Raw genomic sequence first — 20,854 nt, 5'->3', positions numbered from 1 at the left:
ATTAATCTGGGCGCGGGCAGTCCTTTGCTTTTCCAGTTCTGCTCAGAACGCTATGAACGTGGCAGCCTGATCATAACCACAAACCTGGAATTTGGCCGTTGGGGGGAGGTATTTGGCGACAATGCACTAACCGTAGCTTTACTGGATCGGATAACCCATCATGCCCATGTTATTCCGTTCATAGGTGAATCCTACCGGTTTAAGCAGAGCAAGGGAAACAAAATTAACGATTAATTAACTGAAGTAACCGCCTGGAGGGTGGTCAATTTTTTGGCTGTCACGGTGGTAAACTTTTTGATTGACACTACTATCCCACCTCATTATAAAGCCTCCAAACCTATTTTTATGGATAAGCTGTTTTAATACTATTATACCATTTTCTTCTCCAGGTACATTTATGATTACTTAACTCAGACCCCTATACAAAACCCGGTGCGCAATTGCCGCACCGGGTTCTTCAGAAAATATAACCTATAAAAATCTTATCCTGCTTATATTATTCTTTTACCGAATAAAGGATTACCGCCAGATATTCCAAATCAACGTCACCAATATTCTCGATGGAATGAAAATCCCCCTCTTTGCATTGAGTCATATCCCCAGGCCCAAGTTCACAGATGTTACCATTATCGTTAACAAGGGCTTTTCCTTTGAGAATATAGTAGGTCTCGAAGTCACCGGCATGGGTATGCTGACCGATGGAGCCTCCCGGGGGAATGATGCTGACCCCGAAAAGACGACCGGTGCCGTACATCTCATCCTTCTGCAGAATATTAACAATACGGACCGTATCCTTGCCACCTTTTAAATTCGGTTCCAATTCGATAGGCAAATCTTTGGCTTTCTTAATCATGATTATCCTTACCTTTCTCATAGTGATTATTGCATGGTGTATAAGTATTATTGCATATTCAGAATCAAATCATAGATAACAGCAACCGCTTTGGCTATATCAGCGTATTCGCTCCATTCGACAGGGCAGTGGCTCCTGCCGTCCTTACTCGGCACAAATACCATTACTGTATCTAGAACCTGACCGATAGCCAAGGCATCGTGTCCTGCTCCGGAAGGCATACGCTGCCAACTGTAGCCATGAGTTTAACAAGACCCATTTCTATTTTTTTCTGCTCAAGCACCGGACCTTGCTCAATATGCATTTCGATAAATGCCTTGATTGTGCTCAGATCTACCTTCGCTTTCAGAACATTCTCCGGAACAAGGCCATATTCCTGCATAGCTTCGTAAACTGATATATCGTCTTTATCTTTATACTGATGCAGATCCTCAAGGGTAATCTGCCCCAGCATTGCTTTGGAGCCATCGATTTCAAATCAGCCTCAGTAAAAGTCTTCTCCAAATCCATATCCAATACGGCTGCGACAACCAGGAGAGGAGCGTTCAACCCATTTATCGGTTCTCTCCGCTGTGATATAATCGGTATGCCCCTAACTCCACTAATGTAAACGCTAAATCGGCTTGTCCCCATGATTCCACAGGCTTGCTATGATTTGATTTATGGTGGCCGAAAGGAGGAACTATGGATCTAAACGCTATGGATATAAAACGCATCCTCCACCCTGCTGATCTGGTGCCCTATATGGAAAAGCTGACAGCCGCCAAGGTCATCGCGGTGGATACCGAGACCACCGGACTGGACCCCCACACCTGCCAGCTCCGGCTGATCCAGTTGGCAGCGGAAGACCTCCCGGTGCTTGTGATCGACTGCTTTTCTTTCCTGCCCGAAGGCCGGGAGCTTATCAACGCTATCCTATCCACTTCAGGCGTCAAAGTCTTTCAGAATGCCAAGTTCGATCTGCAATTTCTGATGGCACTGGACATCTTTCCCCCAACTCTCTTTGATACCATGCTGGCCTCCCAGCTTCTGCGGGGCTCAGGGGGCCCTGTTCAGTCCAATTTGAAGGCGCTGGCCCAGCATTATTTAAATGAGGATCTGGATAAAGAGGAACAGACCAGCAACTGGCAGGGAGAGCTGACGGAATCCCAGATCCTCTATGCCGCCCGGGATGCGGAGATTCTCCTGAGACTGCGCAAGGTGATGATCCCGCAAATCCTGGAAAACCACCTGACCCAAATCGCCGAGATCGAGTTCCGTTGCGTCAAAGCCATGGCCCATCTTGAGTACCGGGGTATCTATCTTGATCGGCAAAAATGGCAGGAGCTTTATGAGAAAACGGAGGCAGAACGTAAAACAGCCCTTGACGAGCTCTATACCTATGTAGAAAGGCCTCTGATGCAGATGAGCCTCTGGGGGGAAGACGTGGCCATCAATCAAAACTTTGAAAGCCAGCAATTTGTTTTGAACGTACTGCACGAGCACGGCATTCCGGTGGCTGCTACGGCCAAACAAGACCTCTATCCCCATCGCCGGCATCCCTTAGTTAAAACTCTGCTCTCTTACCGGAAAGCCGCCAAATCCATCTCCGCCTTTTTGCAGCCTTTTACACCCCTGATCCACCCAGTGACGGGACGGCTCCATCCCCGCTACGGCCAGATCAGCGCCTGGAGCGGCAGAATGAGCTGCTGGAATCCCAACATCCAGCAAATTCCCCGGGATTCGGAATTCAGAGCCTGTTTTGCCGCACCACCGGGGCGGAAATTAATTTTAGCCGATTATTCCCAGATCGAATTGCGGGTAGCAGCCCAAATCTCCGGAGATACCCGGATGATTTCAGCCTATCAGCAAGGCGAGGACCTGCATCTGCTGACCGCTTCCCTTGTCGCTCATAAACCCATTGCGGAAATAACCCCACAAGAGCGTCAGGCTGCCAAAGCCGTGAATTTCGGATTGATCTTCGGCATGGGGGCACCCGGACTCCAGCAATACGCCCAGCAAAATTACGGTGTGGAGATGTCCCTGGAACAAGCAACAGAATTCCGGGAGCGTTTTTTCAAAGCCTATACCGGAATCCACCGCTGGCACCAGTCCATTAAGGCTCATCTCCCGAAAGAAGGGCGAACCTTGGCCGGCAGAAAATTCGTCTATTATGAAAAAGCCGGGTTGCCCGGATACTATAATACACCTGTCCAGGGAACCGCGGCGGATATTGTGAAAAAAGCCTTAGGGCTTTTGATTGAACGCTTAGCGGGAACCGCTACCTATATCGTCGGCATCGTTCATGATGAGATTCTGCTGGAAAGCCCGGCGGAAGAAGCTCATACAATGGCTGCCTTACTTAAGTCGACCATGGAAGAAGCCGCTAACGCCATTTTACCCAGGGTGCCGACGAAAGTGGATGTGCTGGTTTCAGAGAGCTGGGCGGAGAAGTAGACAATACGACAGAAAAATCTATTCACTCGATGCTGAGGAAGCTGAGGTTATGCAAATCCCTTTTTCAGCGGGGTTGTACTGATACCAGAAAACAATTCGTCCGTCGCTTAAAACCCCCAGAATGTGAGGAGCTGCAGCCGTGATGGAAACGATCTCCTGCTCGGGTTTGAGGGTGCCCAGCTCAATCCGGTTCAAATAATGTCTGTCGTTGATGCTGTCACTGCCGGATCTTTTGCTCGTGACAAACGCCGCAAAATTCCGCCCGATATAACTTTGATCATCAAAGCGGATATAACCTGTGTCCCCCGGTTCGCTAAGCTCTATCTCCCTTACTTTACCGGTATGAAAGTCCAGGAAGGTGGTTTTATAGCCATCCGTTTGACCGTTATTCTCCCTGCTGCTTTCAGCATACCAATACCCGTTAACGAACAGCAGCCCGGTATCATAACGGATGACCCCGGTAGCCAGGGAGCCTTCGATAACGATATCAACCCTTGTGCTTGTGCCTTTATCCAGATCGCAGAACGTAAAACCCGAAGTCGATTCATAACCGGTCAGCGTGGTGATAACTTTCCTCTCATCGGCGACAAATCTGGGAAAACAGTGATAAGAAGGGGTAAGGAGCGCACCACGGGATGGCTCGGATGGCTTAGGCCCAACCGTTTTGGCGAGAAGCTTTTCTTTTCCATCTTCCAGGGTGACAAGCTTGACACCTATCTCATCCGTGTAGACAATCCGGCTCAGGTCGGAGGATATATCATAGCCGCCGAAATAAACATCCGCCAAACCCATGGAATCATATTTCTGCTCCCTCTCAATTTTAGCTGCAACGATAGCGGGCAAAGGGATTTCTTCCAGCACTTCTAAATCTCTGCTATAGACCGACACTCTATCTTTAAAGCGCACAAACCATCGGCCGTCTGAAAATTTCACTTCCGTACTCTCAATCCTGCTGCTTAGCTCCACACGCTGCTCAACCTTCATATCATTCGGATTGAGCAGCAACAAGGCAGGGCTTTGGCTCTGATTATAAGGCGCATAGACAAGCAGCAGTTTTCCTTCAGCCTCTCCGACTATAGCAACCTCTTGCAGATCACCGCTAAAACCCTCGATGTTCTGAAACTCTTTGATATCCCCGGTCAAGGCAACCAAATGATTATTTATAAACTCCCGGCGGCCATCGACAAAGTAGAGGCTGCCGTCGGCACGCTCTTTCAAGGTAAACGTATGCCTGCTGCCAACGCGGTTGTCAGTGTAATATTCTACCCCGACGGTGAGTGTACCGTCATTGCTTCTAACCACTTTATCCAACCGGATACCCCAACCATTCACGATGGTATCAAAGGGCTTGAAGTCCTCTAAATTCGGTGTGAAGGTAAAGGCCTGCTTTTCCGGTTTATAGTAATAATCCGGTATTTTGCTCACATCCAGGGTGGTCAGGTTAAAATAGCGCTCGGCATACTTCTGGGCATCGGCCAGCGGAAAAAGAAGGGACAAGTTCCCTTCATTTTCTGGCTGAAGATCAGCGATGCCCTTTTCTTCCTGATATTTCAGCCAACAAAATTGAGCTACCGCTGCCGGGTCGATTCCCTGCACCGAATCAAACTCCCACGTATTGCCGATAGTATAAATCCCATCATAAATATATTCCTGCCAAAGATGCTCCAAGTCAGGACCGGGACTCTCACCGCTTATTGGTTTATTATCTGTGAGCACAGTTTGGACATCCTTCGTTCCTTCAGACTGCTGAGAACAGCCTGCAATGACGGACATCATAACCAGAATTAATCCGAGACATAGCAGTACTTTGCTATGTTTTTTCAATAGGCGCACTTTCAATTCACACCACTTCCATCATTAATTCCTTAAGCTAAGCTATTAATGAACCGGGGGGTTGTGGTATTTGCAGCACAAGTGCAATAGCATGGAGAACCGCTACGCAAACACCAACAATACTAGTGGATTCAAATATTAACCATGATAAGACCGAAGCTATAATACAAAGTACCAAGCAAACCCGTACTGCTTTTCCTGTATTTGCTTTTCTGATACCAACTAAGAGCAGAAAAACGACAACAATGGATAAAAGAGCGGTAATGATGGGGAACCAGTTACCATATCCAAAGGGCATCAGGCTAAAATATGGGAAATATTTAGTTACACGTTCTGTCGGACCAGATGCAAATGTCATAGCTATACCATATGGCGTCGCCATTAACATTATGGCAATCAACATGCAGCAAATTGAAATACATTTTTTCACCATAATCGGTCCCCTTCTCTACCTCAGGGTTCATTTAAACTCCATTCCCAATAATACATATTCCTCATTGAAACCACATCTTCGATAGAATCCCTGCGCTCCTTCATTGGCCCTCTCTGTTCCTACTTCAACTTCATCAAAGCCTCTTTTTAAAGCTTCCTCTTGAACCATTTGAACCAACCTTTTGCCGATTCCTTTCCCACGCTCAGCCTGGGTAATGATCAACTCATTAATGAGTGCCGTACCACCCTTATGAAAAACCGTTCTATAGAAAATCGCGGAAATGAATCCTACCACTTTTCCCGAAATCTCCGCAACTACATTTAAATATAGCCCTGGTCGTTGCTCCATTTCCGTAAAGATTTTGTTCACGTCTCGGAAGGCGATTTCATCACCTTGGGCTACTTCCCTAAGCTCATTCATCAACTTAACTACATCAGACAAATCATCCCTCTCACACAGTCTGATAATTACTTCCGACATAAAAATACCTCTTTTCATTTTGTTCCAAGTATCTTTCTTTCCACATTTCATTATCTATAATTGCAGAATCATTTTAATATGAGGAAGTCCTGTTTTAGGGGATGAAAAACTATCTCCAGTGACCACAAAAGCGAATTTTTCATAAAACTTGGTTGCCTCAACCTTTGCGCTTAAGGTTACTCTATCTTTTTTATCCAAGCGGGCTTTATCAACTAAACGCTTTACCAATTCACTTCCCAAACCTTGATTCCGACATTCCTCATCCACAACTATCTGTGATAATATTGCCTCCTGACCTTCATAATTCAATCTGGCATATCCATTAACTTTTCCTCCTGTAAGACAAATCATATGAATTGCTGTGTCCTCATATGAGTCAAAGATTATCTCTTGCTTAATATTCCATGGCCTAAAAAAGATCCGGTAACGCAAATCCACGGCCTGTTGATATAAGGGGTTATCCATATTTATAAATACATATTCAAACATTGTGGCCTCCTAAATCAGGTGTCCAAATACTTGGTAATGATAACGACTGAACTTACCCGTTAATTTCCTTGCGGTGCTGCAGGTGGATGCCGATATGCCCGATCCCTAAAATCACGACCGCTAGCAAAAGCCAGACCACTTTCCCATAGATGCCAAGCAAAAAAAATGCTATAACAGGCAGTGTCGCACCGGCTACAGGAACACCGCAAAAGCTGCTATAAAAGTCCCGCAATGTCTTTTGGCTTCTGAAATACCGAAACCACCAAACCTCATACATAAGCATTAGTATCACTGCAGCAATAAGCCACAGCGTCCATAGAGACCACTGACGAAGATTAAAGTCCGAGAAAATGAGGGCCGTACAGGTAACAAGCACCTGACCGATACGCTCAAAAAACAGCAAGACCTTATTCTCGCTTCGAAAATCATACCCCTGTGGCTGGTGTCTTATCCATAGGAAGTTAGGAATTGTCAGCATCAGCAGAAAAATCAGCCCTATATATGAAAAACCCAGATGGCCCATTGCTTTACCCTCACTTCTACGTTCTCTTGCACCGGCATTTCTGAGCAATCACCTTATTCATCGCATGTTGGTGCAGTATGCCGGAGGAATCACAGTCAAAAATCACTTCTGAACATTCTTGAATCAACCAATCATGATAATGTGTAAATAGTTCACCTGAAACCCATTTGCACGCGGTCGGCTCTTTTTCCGGAGGTGGATCTATAAACGGTTTGTTTACAAACACATTAAAGATATGCAAACCATTAGGGTTGGTAAATTGCTTATAGTTGCTGAATATCTCTTCCCGCAATTGAGGTTTAACATAATGCAAAACACCACTGGAAAACAGGATATCAAAATTAGTATCCAAGCGGTAATCCAAAATATCTGCCTTAAATACTTTAACTTGGATACCGGCATTGCCAGCGAGACGCTTTGTTTTCTCAATGCCGGCATCAGAAATATCAAATGCAGTTACGTCATAACCATTCCTTGCAAAGAACACAGCGTCCTTGCCTTCACCACACCCGATATCCAATAGTTTTAAACGAGTAGTTGGCGGTATTAACTCAAGTACACGCAAACACATTTTTGAAGGCACAATACCCCAGTAATACTCCTGAGTCTTATATTCTTCCTCATAGATGGTTATTTGCTTATCATAAGAAACGTAACCCAGTAACTTATCAATGGTTATATCCAATATTTTTGATAACCCCGGCAACAGCGTTATGTCCGGCAAAGTCTGAGCCGTTTCCCACTTTGAAACGGCTTGAAATGTTACCCCTAGTTTCTTGGCAAGCTCCTCTTGCGTAAATCCTTTTTCCTTGCGATATCTGCAAATATTTTTAGCCAATTCGTCTTTCATGATTTCATGCTCCTCTCTACAGGACTTATTTTATTGTTCGGAAAGAAGCAATTCAATAACTCCACAGTTGAAAATCCTATCTATTCAACCTATGGTTGAATAACCTTAATGGTCAAATACTTTATTCGCTCCAACCACATTCATCATTCTCCAGTCGCAGGCGCTCTGTCTTATAAGGCGTGATCGCCCTTTATGTACCATGATAGATAAGCTTTGAAGAGTCTATATTATTAAAAAGCTCAAATTCAAAGGTTTCCCAATACCATTGAGAATCAAAGACGTTATCTCTGGTGATGCCATCGGCTAATTGAACCGAAATCTCTTTATCAACGATTATGGGTCTCCTGCGGCCAAACGATTTATATGATTCCTCAAAATCAATAAATTCTTTATCAAAATAGACCGTCCACGAATCAGGTAGATACATTCTGATTTGAAAATCGCTCATGTCTTCTCTATAATCGGTTAGTTCCAACTTGATATTCAGTGTAACGTCATTATCTGTTATGCTTGAAACTTTAATGTCGATATCCTTAAAATCTATAGACCTCATTTGGTTATTTAGGTTTGATAGATAGATTGTTTTTGCTATATCCAGCGTTCCCCCCATTGCAGGCATTACCAGTATAAGCACAATGATAGTTATCAATAACTTGCTTTTGTCTGCAAACCACTCCAGCCTACACAATCCTCTTATGCCGATAAATAGCATTATTAATGGAATCAGGCCGGATAGATTAAGAACCGAGTTTTCAAATCGAATCGGCTTAATGATATACTGTATCATCGAATATGAATCCTGCGGCAGTTTATACACCAGGACCATTGATATAAATATAATGCCTAGGTATATAAACGCTCCCTTCAAATTTTTCCCCATTTCAAAATCCCCCCTGTCCTAAAGAACAACCAAATCATTTGACAATCCATTATTACTTGCCGCGTTCTTATCAATGAAGGTCTGGATTTTACGAACTTTCAGAGCCTCCCAGATTTATTGAGCCGCTTTAAGATTGATTATAATCTTTCCATCCTCATATTGAATTAAGCGCCCTGCCTTGATTACCGTTGCCCCAACCTTATCACTTACCAAACTGCCCGTACGGAATATTGACAGCAAAAATCCTATCAGACACGTATTAATTAGCAAAGCCCGCCCGCCATAAGAGATAAAAGGTAGCGACACAGGGTTAAATACTAAGAAACCCAAATTAAAAGCAATATATGTCAAAACCTGTATCGCAAATGTTAAAATAAGCGCTAAAGAAACAAGTTGGCCAAGGGCACTTTTTTGTCTCTTACTCATGAGCACCGCTCGGACAATAAAGACCGCGAAAATGACTAAAATACCGATCAATAACACCCAGCCAAACTTATGTGTCAAGTAAGTCAAAAGGAAGTTAGTATTTATTTCAGGTAAAATCTTTGCTATCGGATATCCATAATCGCCTACAGGCAAGCCTTCTCCAAATAACTGCGAATGCGACAGCAGCTTTTGAACAAGAGTTGCCATATATCCAGCTCCTGTGGGGTCTGACGACGGATTCAATGCAGCTTGCAGCCTAATTCTAACGTACTCTTGATTTATCATCGTAAAAAACATAGTTGAAAAGATGACCCCAGAAGAAAAATACACTATAAACAAAGCGTATAGCTTTCTTACCTTAAACCATCCTTTGGCAACGGCAACTGTTAATATAATAAGGCAGGAAGTGCCAACCAGAAAAAGAACCGTTAAGTAATGCATAAACGATATTAAAATTATCGGGATAATTGCTAATGCACCGCAAAAAGCAAGCCCCCAATATCCCTCATTGCGCATCCGATACACAAGCCCGGCAAAAATGGTGGGGAACAGCAACAGCGGATAAATTGCAGTATTATATCCGGAAATCCCGCCACCGGAAAGCCAATAATCACCTAATGCTATAGCCATGAGCAGCCCATAAATAATCAATGAGTATTTCCCTATGATCGTAAAGTCCAGAAAATAAGCAGCCAGAAAAACAATCACCGCCAGTCCAGCCCAAATAACCTGTCTGTAGAACCGTTCCATTCCATCATTGATATCCGTTCCTATAATGAATTGAATAGAAAGCCCCAAAATAATCAATAGAGCTGTCATAGCCAACAGCGGCCAATCCGGCTGGGGCCTGTGCGTACGATCAAGCTGCTCACCAACCATTACCGGATCACCCATTTCTGCTATAGCCCTGATCGCAGCCGTTTCCTCATCAAGGCCGTCTCTTTGAAAAGCATCCTTTTGGTCAGCCAAATGGTTTTCGATTTCCTCTAAAACATAGGTTTGAGCCCTTTTCCAGCGTATCTGCCGGCGGACAGTTTCCAAATAATCGGCAAATTTATTGGACTGTAGCAAAATCTACACCTCCCAAGACATTATTTACAGCAGAGGTATAAACTTTCCACTCTTTTGTTTTCTCGTCCAAGTACTTGCGTCCTGTTTTAGTAATACTGTAGTACTTGCGCACCCTCAGGTTACTCGTGCTTTTTTCGTAAGAGGTGAGCATATTTTTTTGTTCCAAGCTATGGAGCAGCGGATACAATGTTCCTGCTTTTAACTCAAATATGTTCTGCGATTTTTTGCTTAGTTCTTCAATCATTTCATACCCATACATATCCGTTTCTTCCAGTAGTTTTAGGATAAGCATAGTGGTGCTCCCGGTTAACAGGCTTTTATCAATTGGCATAAGAACAGCCTCCTTATATAGATGATCTATATAGAAGTATAGTATATCGACAATCTATATATGTCAATAAGCTAAATTATTTTAACTTCTTTTTAAATCCCTTATATGCTTCAGGTCTATATCCTACAGATTCATAAAAATTACAAGCATCAATTCTATTCGTTTCAGTAACAAGAATTATCTGGTTACATTTCTCTGCTGCTCTTCTTTCTAGTTCCGATATCAGCGCCCTGCCAATTCCACGATTTCTATGATCTTTATCAACGATCATATTTTCAAGAACTAAAAAAGATTTACAATCCCCATACAATTCCTCGCAGATCACGCCCATAACAGAACCGACAAGCTGATTGTCTTCAACCGCACTGAGCAATAGGTGAGAACCATTTTCTTGAAATTTCTTAAACTGTATGTACATCGTATCAATAGAGGAGTCCTCACCCCAAAATTGTTTATACAATTGAGCCAGTTGTGGAATATCCTCTTTAATCATGTCACGTACTATCATTGAGCTCCTCAGCCTTTCATAAAATATAGCTGCATTTATCAGCCGAACATAGGAGGTCGGCATTATGGTCCGTCATATAATATTCTCGGGGTTCCCAACCATCATATACTATTCACATAATCTAAGTTTCTAATCTGACGTCTCCTGCCTCCAAAACTAAAGCTTAACACGGTTGGCCTGCCCTCAAATAATTATGTATCTTATATGATAATTGAGGTATCATACGTCCCTTTTTAAGTAATGATTCAACTTCTCCAAGAGAATTAGCACCTAACTTTATATAAAAATCTTTTGCTTGCGGGCTTGTTACTATTACCAATTCATGAATTCCTAAGCTTTTACACGTACTGTCCACTAAATGATTCCATAATAATTTTCCATATCCCTTACCTATGCTTTGGGGTTCAATAAAGAAGTATTCTAAAGAACTTTCTTTATCGTTTACTAACAGACCATAAAAACCAAACACATTACAATGATCCTCAATAACATAAGTCTCATTATGGCTTATAAACTCTTCTGTTACCTGATACATTGATTTGAACTTTTCCATATAATCGGAGTCATATCCCCAATAGGCTTCGGACTTATAAGCTATGTCTGATAATAATTGCCAATCACAAGCCGTAGCTCGACGAATATTTAACATTTCCCTCTTCCTTGCCTGAAAAAATTCCTATTCAACGCAACCAATAATCATGCTCATAACCAATCGACAAATCGCTTCCCCAAGCATTTACCAAAACAGTTATCTAGTACACAAGCACTTCTGACGGCGCCCCTAGAGCCTCCGCATAGTTTAGGTTTTGGTATCTTTACGACCAAAGTATGGTCCGCACAACAAGGTTTCATGTGTTTTCACATAAGTCCAGTTAAACTCTTTATCCACGACATAGATATCATATTCGTCCTCTAAATCCTCAGTATTCAATATATATGCATTTTCAAGAATTAAAGCATAATCTGTATGTTGCCAGAAAACATAACAAGAGCCTTTATGCTCATTATTAAAGGCTTTTTCAGCTTCTTCTCTTTTTAGACAAGCTCTTTTTTCATAGCTAAACAAATGCCATAAGTATCCACAAAGCCCACTATTATTCCAGAGATAGATACTCTTTCTCTCTTCAACACTTAAATGATTAGCAAAATTATCTTCCCATTGTTTTCGCAGAAAAGCTCCCCATTTTGGAATTTCAGTTACTTTAATCTTTTTATTTTTAAGCACGTTTATAATTCCCATCTACTGCCTCTCTTTCCTAAGGGCACTCCTGGCAAATCTACAGGTATTTTATACTGGCATGCAGGGCAGATGTACTGTTAAGTTGCTAGATTCTCCTCATCACTTTCTCCATATAAACTCAATAAATCTACTACTTTGATCCCGTCAATCTCAAGTACCTCCAGCTCATCCGTATAAAACCATTTGATAACTCCTGTTTTATCACATACCGCTGCAACAGGTATTTCCCCGCTTTCCTCACAGGGTAGTAGACTACCCCCTACCTTGTTGTGTGTTATTTACTAAACATTGTTACCATATCTTCAAGTTCTTCATAAATAAACACTTTCTTTGAAATCCCGAGCATTGTATTTGACATTTCAGAACCCTTTTTTGCAACTATGTACACTGGTATCCCTTTTGCATATGCGTATCCCGACTCTATTCCTAAACCGACACCTTTTTCGGTTATATCAATTACAACTACATTGCTCGAATCGATTTCTTTGAAAGTTGCTTCCATTAGTTCGTTTTTGGAGTAAGCGTCACTGAGCCCCATTTTTCTTTGTCACGAATTATGCAACTAGTCTCATACCCCGCATCTTCAAGAATCGAAGCTATCTTTTCAATTATAACCCTATTTCTGCAGTCATGATGATACTTAATTCCAATATATGCTTTCATAAGTCAACCTCCAAATAATAGGTATTGTTTTAAGGTGTCCGACTCTCTATGCGCATGCTCAGCTACTAAGACCAGACTCTATCGACAGCTTCATATGACCAACCAGTTCTATAATCTCATGCTCTCGTCCTTCCCAACTATCATTACCTTCTCCTCGATAGGCTCTTCGGGCTAAATCAAGCAGAGCCCCTTGTTCTTTTGGTAGCCGGGGTATAGCCCATGCCGCAGCTGCATCTTTAGAAGAAATTTCACCAACTGTCACTGTCAGCCACATTCGTGCAAGAGTCAGGATTACATTACGCTCATCACCCTTAATACTCTCCATTAATCCAGGCATCGACTCCTTAATTGCTCTTCGAATATCTTTCATCGGTACGAGATCGAACATATCTGAAGCATCAGGCCCCACCAATGAAATACTATTTTCTCTTATTTGCTTCAGCAGGATAGTCAAATCAGGATCATAAGCTGATTCTGGGATTTGTCCTCCCTCATACTGCTCCCTAAGCCACTCACCATAGATAAATTCATTTTTGGGAGGGTATCGCCAAGGTACAACATCAGTTTTGTTTATAATCGTAACTTCAAGAGGTCGGATAGAATCAGTATTTCCTATCTTACCAGAGACCTCCATCAATCTGGTGACGAGGTCTCTTCGAGTTTCTGCGGGTAGTCTCCGATTAACAACCATGAGAACATCCACATCACTGTTTACTTGCAAGCCGCCGGCAACCGCTGAACCAAAGAGATATACTCCTTCTACAGCACTACCGAGCAGCTCCTGTACAATCTTGAGGGCTTGAGTTGCTTCTAACGGTATTGTTTTGCTCTCTGTACTCATCTACTATAAATCCTTTCATCAATTATCTCTCTAATCGGAGGCATCGAAAACAACCTGAATATGATTCTTCTGCTCTGAACCCAATTACAGTTTCGTACTATGTGTTAATCTTGTTTTCATTTGTTCTATTCTTCCAACATAAGAATATTATTGCCATCAAGATCTTTAACATTAAGCTCTTTCCCGCCCCAAACAGCAGTAATCGGTGGGTCAAGAATGACATTTTTTTCTTTCAATTCACGGTATGTTTCATCAAGATCATCGCAACGAAAAACAAATGTAACTGCACCGAAATTTGATTTACCCCATTTGTTTTCGTTCCAAATCCAAATAACGGGTTCTTTAATGTTGAAACCTAATTCCACTCCGTCATAGCTGCATTGGCTTGGATTTTTAGTTAAAATCGGGATACCTAGCTTTTCATTATAAAATTCCACAAGTAATTCAGGATTTTTCGATGAAATATTTATGCCACCAAAACTTTTTATCATGTCATTACACCTCTCACAAAATAACAATTTATTACTTCAGTTGACCAACCAACTTCAAGATTTCGTATATATTGTTTCATAATACTTCTGTTAATTAAAATCCGGCTTCATAATAATACCAGTTATCAGTAATCTTTTCGGTATACATCCAATTATCACTATTTGGATTTTCCCACTTTTCCTCCCATCTCCAGCCATCCCCATCTGATTTAAACTCCACAGATTTTGCTTGAAACCCCAAAGGCCTATCATTACTGATGTAATAGAAACCATAATAAACAGAATTCGGAACTAATCCACTTCCAGAACAATAAAAATCAACAAATTTCTCTTTATTACGCAGTGAATATGGGGTTATCTTCTTTATTCCTATTATTTTACTCGCTTTCTCATACGTCTGATTCTTGATGCATTCGTTTAAAAAACTTTTATGGGTATATACAATTAAGAAAATTTTCTCTTTCTTAAAACCAAAAAACGACATTATAATAACTACAATAGCGATAAAAATGATTATATTCTTATGCCTTTTGATATTCATATGCTTCAAAATCTGAAACACCACCTTCAGCATTAAATCCATAGGCGACGGCTATTGATTCTAAAATCGTTGACTTTCCCGAACCATTCTCTCCGATGATAAATGTGACTTTTGGATGAAAGACTAAAGTCTGTAGGTTTCTTATTGCAGATAAATTAAAGGGATATATAGAGAATGATGGAACTTTTTCTCTATCTAGTTCTATATATCTTATGTATTGCTCGAATTTACTTGATTTCATCAGTTCATCTCCATGAAAAAATAAACTATGGAATAGGCAATATAGACGTTTTGGTTGTGAATAACTCTCATCAATCAATTTTCTTTTGCAGGAGTAATAACCTTGCCATGGATGGCGGCCCCTTAATCATTGAACCACTCTACCACAAAATAAAGAATATGTAATAAAAGCACAATAATCAGGAACATTGAGTATAAAATCCGGAGAATCTGGATGACAGAGCCGCTGATAGTCTTTCCAATCTTCAGATGTGACTTCTAAATCTATTTCCCCCCAACGCATTTGAAATAATTCTGTCAAAGCCATTCTCATCTCAGATGATAATGGTGGACTTATATCTCTTACAAATGTCCGAAAAATTGGTTCAGCAAAACCAATTTGATTAAACCAACTCAAAGAACGCATAAAATGCAATTCAGGAGGCATCGAAGCTTTAAATGGAGCAATCCCTGATGAAGTAGCATTCAACCTAGCCTCAAGTAAAGGGTATCCTGGAAGTAACATTTGAGAAGACCACATAAGAATAAACACAATCCCTCCCGGTTTCACTACCCTGTGCGCCTCTTTCAGTAAGGAAACGGGGTTTTGGTTCCCATACCCAACAAAATCCATACTACCAGCCCAGTCAAAAGTATTATCTTGAAACGGGAGTTTACTTGCGTCCGCCTTCTTAAATGAAACACTTTTTTCAAGGCTCTTATCAGATGCTAGTGAACAAGCCTTTTTCAAAAATTCTTCTGTTGTGTCGATACCTAAAACGTGCCCATTTAACCCCACCGTTTCAGCTAGCAGTAAAGTATACAGTCCTATTCCGCATCCAATATCTAAACCATAGGTTCCTTCAGGGAGTCCTAGTTGACTAATTGCCGTACTAATAACAGGCTCTCTTATAGAATTTGAAACATAGAGGCTTCTTATATATTTCTCCGTTGATAAAACCTTTTTATTTTTCACTTTGATCTCTCCAATTATAGTTTTGCGACCATGGAGGCTGCGCCTTGGCTATCTCACAGAGCCGTATCTAACCAATCCATCCGCAAGTGTATCGTATGTAGTTCAACAACTCCTGGTCTATGATTCATTATTTCTAATTCTGAAGCTCTGATCCTTTATTTCTACTTAATGCGAAAGAAAATCCAGATCCATTCACGCGCCACGGACGGCACTGCCCTGACAAACATTCCTTTCTTTTAAAATCAATCTGGAACTTTCCTTGCAGAATAAGTAAGTAATATGCCAATTACTAGAAACAATACTGCAAGGTGAAATACCAATAATCCAATAGACCACATGCCTAGTACAGATACAATCATTAAGAAAATAACAATAATCCATACTAACATCCTATTCTCTTTCCATGCGCATAAAGCTCCAATAGTTGATATTACAAACAAACAAATAGGCCAAAATAATATCGCCTTTGCTCCGGAATGTTCCAAAGCAAACTGCAAAGCTGTTATTGTTTCGGGGGGAAGATCAGCCCGTCCTCCCGTATATTTGAAACCAAACCACATCTGATATCCCAAATAAATTGAGAGAAAAGGCGCACAAACTGCTAAAAGTTTAATTAGCTTTTTAACCACTTTTATCCCCCCTTAATCAACCGTATATTGGCTTTATTAATTCCGCTATCATCGAGGAATTCCATGCTGCTGAAAAGTAACTGTGAAGTGACACGGGCGGCAGATATATCCTATTGATAAAAAGCTATTCCTATGAGCTTAAGCACCCTACTCGCATACATCATCCTCTTCTAAAGTGTCGGGAATTCAGTGTTATTGGAAGGATGAGACCCTCGAAGCCAGAATGCAGTGTCTTGGATCTTCTCACATTAATACTCATCAATTAATCTCTTGCCAAGTTTAAATAACGGTCGTAACGACACAAGAGATACTATAGTGATTACAATAAAACCGATTGCCAATTTAGTAGCTACAAGCTGTTCTCCATACCTTCCAAAGACCACGTATAATCCAATCGGCAAATTTAATAAGATGCCCGTAAGTGTTCCTGGCGCATACTTCTTAAGAACTATTGTAGCTATTAGGTGAGGAAAGATGGCATTAAATGACATCATCAGTAAAAAACCAAAATACAAATACTTTATAATCTCATTTGAGGCTCCTGATATTAAAAAGATAAAAGTTAAAATATATCCTAATAATGTCACGACCATTACTGCAAAGTGAAACTCATTTTTCTTCACTTGAGGATGGTATCTTCCAGCGTACTTTGACCACTTGGGTAACCAAATACCTTCTTCAATATTATGTAATGTAAAGGACATCAAAAATAATAACTCAAACATCCTTTTCCTCCCCAGTTACATAGAACAACTTAAAACGTGAGGCAGGACGCAAGCTTATCCTTCCGCGGTATTTCGCCTAACATTTAGGAGTTCCCGCAGCATCCCGACCCCATTCATCATCATTTATAGGGAATAGCTCCCGTGCTGTTCCGCTATAATCCTGTTGGACATAATACTACCAACACTTATTGTCTAATAAAATGTCATAAGGCTTAAAAACTCTGAGGAGCGGTTTGATTCTTTCCCTCTATTTTTTCCTCTACTATTATTATACTTTTTTTGTAAATGAAGAAATTGCTACGTATCCTAGAAAAATTGCAACATATTTCATCCCATTACCAACTAAGAGAAAAAAGCTAAAACTAACAATTAGTTGAGGCCAAGTTATACCCAGATAATGACTATTGACAATAACTAAAGTTATAAATAACGGTAAGCCCAGAACCAATAACCTTTCTTTATTTACTTTCCAAGAACCAACTTTTTTATATTCATTGATAAAATGTAAACTTCCAATAAATACTCCAAAAATAAAAGACGATATGATTTGGACTGGAATATTCAAAGCATAATTAAAAGTTGAATCCGTTAAAGCTTTCATATATTGATTTAACCCGTTAGATGCTATAAGTAAAACTATAAAAATAACCAAGACACCTATATATTCTATGTACTTCCTCAAAGCCATCCCTCCATATTTTAGTGCACATTCTCCTACAATTATGAAGTAAAGCTCTCGTCTAAAGCCCGCCATGGACGGCGTCTCTTGAACCTCTGCATATTTACAATATGTAAGAATAGTGGATAGTCGCAACCACTTTTCGAAAATCAGCCATGAAGTATAAGCTTACTCGGCTACACTGAAATAAACCTCGAAAAACCGTGACTATGTTTGGCACTATGACTATCCTCTGGAAAATTCATTCGTACCTTCCCCAGCCTGTTGCACCTCATATTCGAGGAGAAGCATCCCACTGGGATAGGTGCGGTGTCGGACGAGCTCCAAACGCCGACGTATCCCGTGCGGGGGGAGCAACTGCACCCCACCTCCCAGAAGAATCGGTATAACCGCCGGTTCGAATGTATCAACCAGATTCCAGGCGAGAAGTTGAGAGAAGAGATTCCCTCCGCCGTAGAGCCAGATATCTCGACCGGGTTGCGCACGAAGCTCTCGAACTCGTGCCTCAAGGCCCTCGCTCACGATCTCAACATCAGGATGGTCCACCGGCTGAAGCGACCGCGAGACCACGATCACTTGCTTTCCGCGAAAGCTCTCGCCCATTGAGCGTACGCTCTCGTATGTATGTCGCCCCATCAGCAACGTATCAAATTGCGCATACAGCGCCTCAAAATCGAACGAGGGCTCTGGGGTAATCCAATCAAAATCATCGTTCGGTGCCGCAATGTAGCCATCCATGCTACATGCGACCTGATATCGCACCCGTCTCATCCAATTATCACCTCCACCTTGATCAACTCTTGTCCAACTGAAAGAAACTGTTTTGTCTAACATCTTAGTAATTGCGTGTTTTGCTACAAGTGCGACTAGCAACCACACTACGTAATCCGCGCATGGACGCGCGGCCTTTGCGTACGGTTTCATATAACGTCCTGAGGAGTCCCGCAGCGTCCCAACCACTTCCATTATCCGCTAGTTTCGGGATTCCTCTGTTATCTGAAGATCGGCGCCCCATAGGAATACCTAATTAATTGTTCCCTGATTTGCGCTACTACGTAATTACGCATATACTGTATTTAGAAAGAGCCGAAAGGGTGATATTCATGTCCGCTATCTCCCGTAGAATTTTCGTTCAAAAACGAAACCTTATAAGCCTACCAAGAGATATCAGAGAAAAACTCAATATTTCTGAAGGTGATGTTCTCGACATTAGGATAGATGACAATAAAATCATCATTGAACCCATGAAACTAGTCCCCTCTGGCCAAGCATACTTTTGGACTGACAAAGCCCAAAATGATATGCTCGAAGCCAAAAATGACGTTGAATCAGGTAACGTTCGTGAGTTTAGCACAATTCGCGAATTTCTTGACGGTATCGAACAATGACTAGGCGCTTCAGATCTACCCGAAAGTTTGATAGGCAATTTAAGCAGCTTAACTCGAAAACATTAAAGCAAGCCCAGAAAGCCATTGAGCTATTCATGTCTGACCCAACTCATCCATCACTGCGATACAAAAAAATTCAAGGGACTGATAACTTCTATGAGATCAGTGTCAATATGTCGATACGTATTATTATTGAAGTGACTTCTGAAACGAGTGATCAAATCAACACACTTTATATCATCGGAACTCACGATGATGTATTTCCACCAAAGTAGCCTCAACCGGCTACTTTTTTATTCCGCCGACTTTCAGATAACGTCCCGCGTGTTCCGAAGTCTGGTAGTATACATATTTGTCTTAGATTTTGGGAGCACGTTGTTAGACGACATATCCTCTAAAACAATTACAGCACTCAAACCTATTTAAGCCTTAATTTTAAATGTTTCGTAATATAAAAGGTTATAAATCATATCAAAAGAATACTTATAGATTCGATTCAACCTAAGAAATGCCCATAAAACTACCCCAACAAACGAATGCCTAAAGCTCATCCATAGCAAAACAAAGCCTTAGGAATACCCTAAATCCCTTATTCTTTTCTATTAAATCTTATCAGCTCATCTATCTTGTTAATTAATGCTTCATCATTGCTTGTCTTTCTCTTAAAAAACATTATTGCGCTTATCATGAAATAAATTACCAGCCCGAAAAATGCTATGTAAAATAAAAATGTAAGTGATGCAAAGAGCCCAAAACCAAAGTGTGTTGAAGCTGTCATTTTATTCTCCTCCATTTCAAATCATACTTTATATCTATTATCTTTTAAGATCCTAAAAGAATTCTCCGAAACTGGGGTTTTATATAACGTTTCGAGGAGTCCCGCAGCGTCCCAATCACATGCATCATCCTCTAGTTGCGGGACTCCTCTGTTATCCGATGCCGTACGCCCCTAAATCTAGAGCCCGCCAAGGACGGCGGCCCCTTGAGCCTCCATCTATTTGCTCTGTGATATCAGTACGTTCTTCGTTATCTACATTGTGGATGACCGTATCTATATCTAATAAATTTATATCTTTTGCTATCAATCTGGGTTGTAAAAGGTCAATAGAAATACCTACAAAGGCGATTGCTACTACAACTGTCAGAACCAATTTCTTTTTCAAGCAAATCACCTCCAATAATGATCTTCGTTGCCTATTTTCCTATTTTTACAACGTATTATGTGCATATAAAAGCTCACCGGGCCCTGAGTTGCCAAAAAGCCACGGCGCTGGCTGCCGCAACGTTCAAAGAGTCCACGTTATGGGACATAGGGATGCACGCGGTGTAATCGCAGTCAGCAATCGTGC

At 41.3% G+C, this 20,854-nt stretch carries 29 protein-coding genes and 2 pseudogenes; 3 read left to right on the top strand and 28 right to left on the bottom strand.

Annotated features, from left to right (window positions below):
- Nucleotides 1-234 (top strand): ATP-binding protein (locus tag BUA14_RS26745; protein WP_178371695.1); only part of this gene is annotated, 234 nt, incomplete at its 5' end.
- A 262-nt stretch (nt 235-496) separates the two neighbouring features.
- On the opposite strand, the gene BUA14_RS26740 is transcribed toward BUA14_RS26745, so the two are convergent.
- From BUA14_RS26740 to BUA14_RS28675, 3 genes are read right to left on the bottom strand one after another with little or no spacing between them, the layout of a single operon-like run.
- On the bottom strand, nt 497-853 hold the full coding sequence (locus BUA14_RS26740; RefSeq protein WP_015943127.1) for a cupin domain-containing protein: 357 nt from the start codon (nt 851-853) through the stop codon (nt 497-499).
- Between the two features lie 47 nt (nt 854-900).
- Complete coding sequence (locus BUA14_RS28330) at nt 901-1,074, bottom strand: M20/M25/M40 family metallo-hydrolase (RefSeq protein ID WP_242954779.1); 174 nt, start codon at nt 1,072-1,074, stop codon at nt 901-903.
- Nucleotides 1,026-1,307 carry a hypothetical protein gene (locus BUA14_RS28675; protein ID WP_242954782.1) on the bottom strand — a complete coding sequence of 94 codons (282 nt, stop codon included), beginning with the start codon at nt 1,305-1,307 and terminating at the stop codon, nt 1,026-1,028. Before BUA14_RS28675 ends, BUA14_RS28330 begins: the two co-directional genes overlap by 49 nt.
- Nucleotides 1,308-1,537: 230 nt before the next feature.
- Here BUA14_RS28675 and BUA14_RS26725 point away from each other — a divergent pair, with 230 nt between their 5' ends.
- A complete protein-coding gene (locus BUA14_RS26725) occupies nt 1,538-3,289 on the top strand; it encodes a bifunctional 3'-5' exonuclease/DNA polymerase (RefSeq protein WP_072775376.1) in 1,752 nt (583 codons plus the stop codon).
- A gap of 18 nt (nt 3,290-3,307) precedes the next feature.
- Here the strand turns inward: BUA14_RS26725 and BUA14_RS26720 are convergent, their stop codons facing one another.
- The 22 genes and pseudogenes from BUA14_RS26720 to BUA14_RS26615 form a co-directional block, all read right to left on the bottom strand.
- Nucleotides 3,308-5,005: a hypothetical protein gene (locus tag BUA14_RS26720; RefSeq protein ID WP_242954778.1), complete on the bottom strand. Its 1,698-nt coding sequence runs from the start codon at nt 5,003-5,005 to the stop codon at nt 3,308-3,310.
- Nucleotides 5,006-5,159: 154 nt separating this feature from the next.
- Nucleotides 5,160-5,555, bottom strand: coding sequence for a hypothetical protein (locus tag BUA14_RS26715; RefSeq protein WP_084078884.1), 396 nt, complete (start codon nt 5,553-5,555; stop codon nt 5,160-5,162).
- A 27-nt stretch (nt 5,556-5,582) separates the two neighbouring features.
- A complete protein-coding gene (locus BUA14_RS26710) occupies nt 5,583-6,035 on the bottom strand; it encodes a GNAT family N-acetyltransferase (RefSeq protein ID WP_072775374.1) in 453 nt (150 codons plus the stop codon).
- Between the two features lie 54 nt (nt 6,036-6,089).
- A complete protein-coding gene (locus BUA14_RS26705; RefSeq protein ID WP_072775373.1) occupies nt 6,090-6,524 on the bottom strand; it encodes a GNAT family N-acetyltransferase in 435 nt (144 codons plus the stop codon).
- Nucleotides 6,525-6,576: 52 nt separating this feature from the next.
- Nucleotides 6,577-7,047, bottom strand: coding sequence for a hypothetical protein (locus tag BUA14_RS26700; protein WP_072775372.1), 471 nt, complete (start codon nt 7,045-7,047; stop codon nt 6,577-6,579).
- A gap of 16 nt (nt 7,048-7,063) precedes the next feature.
- Entirely contained in the window at nt 7,064-7,897 is an 834-nt protein-coding gene (locus tag BUA14_RS26695; protein WP_072775371.1) for a methyltransferase domain-containing protein, read from the bottom strand.
- A gap of 190 nt (nt 7,898-8,087) precedes the next feature.
- Nucleotides 8,088-8,777, bottom strand: a complete 690-nt coding sequence (locus BUA14_RS26690) for a hypothetical protein (RefSeq protein WP_072775370.1) — start codon at nt 8,775-8,777, stop codon at nt 8,088-8,090.
- A gap of 114 nt (nt 8,778-8,891) precedes the next feature.
- Nucleotides 8,892-10,274: an FtsW/RodA/SpoVE family cell cycle protein gene (locus tag BUA14_RS26685; protein WP_072775369.1), complete on the bottom strand. Its 1,383-nt coding sequence runs from the start codon at nt 10,272-10,274 to the stop codon at nt 8,892-8,894.
- Nucleotides 10,258-10,605 (bottom strand): PadR family transcriptional regulator, encoded by a 348-nt coding sequence (locus BUA14_RS26680; RefSeq protein WP_072775368.1) that lies wholly within the window; start codon nt 10,603-10,605, stop codon nt 10,258-10,260. Before BUA14_RS26680 ends, BUA14_RS26685 begins: the two co-directional genes overlap by 17 nt.
- A 76-nt stretch (nt 10,606-10,681) precedes the next feature.
- On the bottom strand, nt 10,682-11,113 hold the full coding sequence (locus BUA14_RS26675) for a GNAT family N-acetyltransferase (protein ID WP_072775367.1): 432 nt from the start codon (nt 11,111-11,113) through the stop codon (nt 10,682-10,684).
- 163 nt (nt 11,114-11,276) lie between these two features.
- Complete coding sequence (locus BUA14_RS26670; RefSeq protein WP_072775366.1) at nt 11,277-11,762, bottom strand: GNAT family N-acetyltransferase; 486 nt, start codon at nt 11,760-11,762, stop codon at nt 11,277-11,279.
- A gap of 150 nt (nt 11,763-11,912) precedes the next feature.
- Complete coding sequence (locus BUA14_RS26665; protein WP_072775365.1) at nt 11,913-12,353, bottom strand: DUF4275 family protein; 441 nt, start codon at nt 12,351-12,353, stop codon at nt 11,913-11,915.
- A gap of 274 nt (nt 12,354-12,627) precedes the next feature.
- Nucleotides 12,628-12,891 carry a hypothetical protein gene (locus BUA14_RS26660; RefSeq protein ID WP_242954777.1) on the bottom strand — a complete coding sequence of 88 codons (264 nt, stop codon included), beginning with the start codon at nt 12,889-12,891 and terminating at the stop codon, nt 12,628-12,630.
- Nucleotides 12,892-13,074: 183 nt separating this feature from the next.
- The gene (gene ant(9), locus BUA14_RS26655; RefSeq protein WP_072775364.1) at nt 13,075-13,857 is read right to left on the bottom strand and encodes an aminoglycoside nucleotidyltransferase ANT(9); all 783 of its coding nucleotides are present in this window, start codon (nt 13,855-13,857) and stop codon (nt 13,075-13,077) included.
- A 125-nt stretch (nt 13,858-13,982) separates the two neighbouring features.
- Nucleotides 13,983-14,348, bottom strand: a complete 366-nt coding sequence (locus BUA14_RS26650) for a VOC family protein (protein WP_072775363.1) — start codon at nt 14,346-14,348, stop codon at nt 13,983-13,985.
- 94 nt (nt 14,349-14,442) lie between these two features.
- On the bottom strand, nt 14,443-14,889 hold the full coding sequence (locus tag BUA14_RS26645) for a hypothetical protein (RefSeq protein ID WP_242954781.1): 447 nt from the start codon (nt 14,887-14,889) through the stop codon (nt 14,443-14,445).
- Between the two features lie 7 nt (nt 14,890-14,896).
- Nucleotides 14,897-15,130, bottom strand: a pseudogene (locus BUA14_RS26640) (AAA family ATPase); the annotation flags it as partial.
- A 126-nt stretch (nt 15,131-15,256) separates the two neighbouring features.
- Complete coding sequence (locus BUA14_RS26635; RefSeq protein WP_072775362.1) at nt 15,257-16,084, bottom strand: class I SAM-dependent methyltransferase; 828 nt, start codon at nt 16,082-16,084, stop codon at nt 15,257-15,259.
- Nucleotides 16,085-16,326: 242 nt separating this feature from the next.
- Complete coding sequence (locus tag BUA14_RS26630; RefSeq protein ID WP_072775361.1) at nt 16,327-16,713, bottom strand: hypothetical protein; 387 nt, start codon at nt 16,711-16,713, stop codon at nt 16,327-16,329.
- A gap of 248 nt (nt 16,714-16,961) precedes the next feature.
- Complete coding sequence (locus BUA14_RS26625; protein ID WP_072775360.1) at nt 16,962-17,438, bottom strand: HXXEE domain-containing protein; 477 nt, start codon at nt 17,436-17,438, stop codon at nt 16,962-16,964.
- Nucleotides 17,439-17,706: 268 nt separating this feature from the next.
- Entirely contained in the window at nt 17,707-18,192 is a 486-nt protein-coding gene (locus tag BUA14_RS26620) for a hypothetical protein (protein ID WP_242954776.1), read from the bottom strand.
- 150 nt (nt 18,193-18,342) lie between these two features.
- Nucleotides 18,343-18,888, bottom strand: a complete 546-nt coding sequence (locus BUA14_RS26615) for a dihydrofolate reductase family protein (protein ID WP_072775378.1) — start codon at nt 18,886-18,888, stop codon at nt 18,343-18,345.
- A gap of 332 nt (nt 18,889-19,220) precedes the next feature.
- Between BUA14_RS26615 and BUA14_RS26610 the strand changes: the two genes are divergently transcribed.
- Nucleotides 19,221-19,505, top strand: coding sequence for an AbrB/MazE/SpoVT family DNA-binding domain-containing protein (locus BUA14_RS26610; protein WP_005814848.1), 285 nt, complete (start codon nt 19,221-19,223; stop codon nt 19,503-19,505).
- Nucleotides 19,506-20,094: 589 nt separating this feature from the next.
- Here the strand turns inward: BUA14_RS26610 and BUA14_RS26600 are convergent.
- The 3 genes and pseudogenes from BUA14_RS26600 to BUA14_RS28670 form a co-directional block, all read right to left on the bottom strand.
- Nucleotides 20,095-20,283 carry a hypothetical protein gene (locus BUA14_RS26600; RefSeq protein WP_072775357.1) on the bottom strand — a complete coding sequence of 63 codons (189 nt, stop codon included), beginning with the start codon at nt 20,281-20,283 and terminating at the stop codon, nt 20,095-20,097.
- A 151-nt stretch (nt 20,284-20,434) separates the two neighbouring features.
- Entirely contained in the window at nt 20,435-20,677 is a 243-nt protein-coding gene (locus tag BUA14_RS26595) for a hypothetical protein (RefSeq protein WP_242954780.1), read from the bottom strand.
- A gap of 64 nt (nt 20,678-20,741) precedes the next feature.
- A pseudogene (locus BUA14_RS28670) lies at nt 20,742-20,854 on the bottom strand (TrmH family RNA methyltransferase); the annotation flags it as partial.

The sequence above is a fragment of the Desulfitobacterium chlororespirans DSM 11544 genome, from assembly GCF_900143285.1.
GTDB lineage: Bacteria > Bacillota > Desulfitobacteriia > Desulfitobacteriales > Desulfitobacteriaceae > Desulfitobacterium > Desulfitobacterium chlororespirans.
This window is presented reverse-complemented; position numbering and strand designations above follow the sequence as displayed.